At 38.0% G+C, this 424-nt stretch carries 1 pseudogene; it reads left to right on the top strand.

The features are described from left to right. Positions 1 to 211: 211 nt before the first annotated feature. A pseudogene (locus tag IC21_RS08765) lies at positions 212 to 424 on the top strand (IS5/IS1182 family transposase); the annotation flags it as partial.

Below are 424 nucleotides of genomic sequence, written 5' to 3'. Positions count from 1 at the left end.
AAAATCAGCATGGACGGCAAAAAAAGAGCCCTTGACAATATCATTACCGAAAGGCTTTGGCGAACCATCAAGTATGAGGAAGTATATTTAGGGCTTGCTGAATAAGCAAAAATTCCAGATTTGACAAGGATTTTGGCTACTTTTGTCGAATATAAAGTGTAAGGATTTCAAAGAAAACACGTAAAAAACCTTGCACTTGGAGGCTGTTACGATGTACAAAAAGACCGAACATCAATTAACTTTTGTAGATGATTTTTTTCTACCATTCGGTGGGAAATTAAATAAAGAAAATCGCTGGGTCCGTCTTGCTGAAATAATTCCGTGGTGGAAGGCGGAAGAAAAGTATGCCAAGTCCTTCAAGAAGAAATTCAAAGGCGAAAAGGCTTATTCTGTCAGAATCGCTCTTGGGGCTCTTTATATCAAA

It is taken from the genome of Heyndrickxia coagulans DSM 1 = ATCC 7050 (assembly GCF_000290615.1).
Classification (GTDB): domain Bacteria; phylum Bacillota; class Bacilli; order Bacillales; family Bacillaceae_C; genus Weizmannia; species Weizmannia coagulans.
Note: the sequence above shows the minus strand (reverse complement) of the source record. Positions and strands in the feature narration are given on the sequence as shown.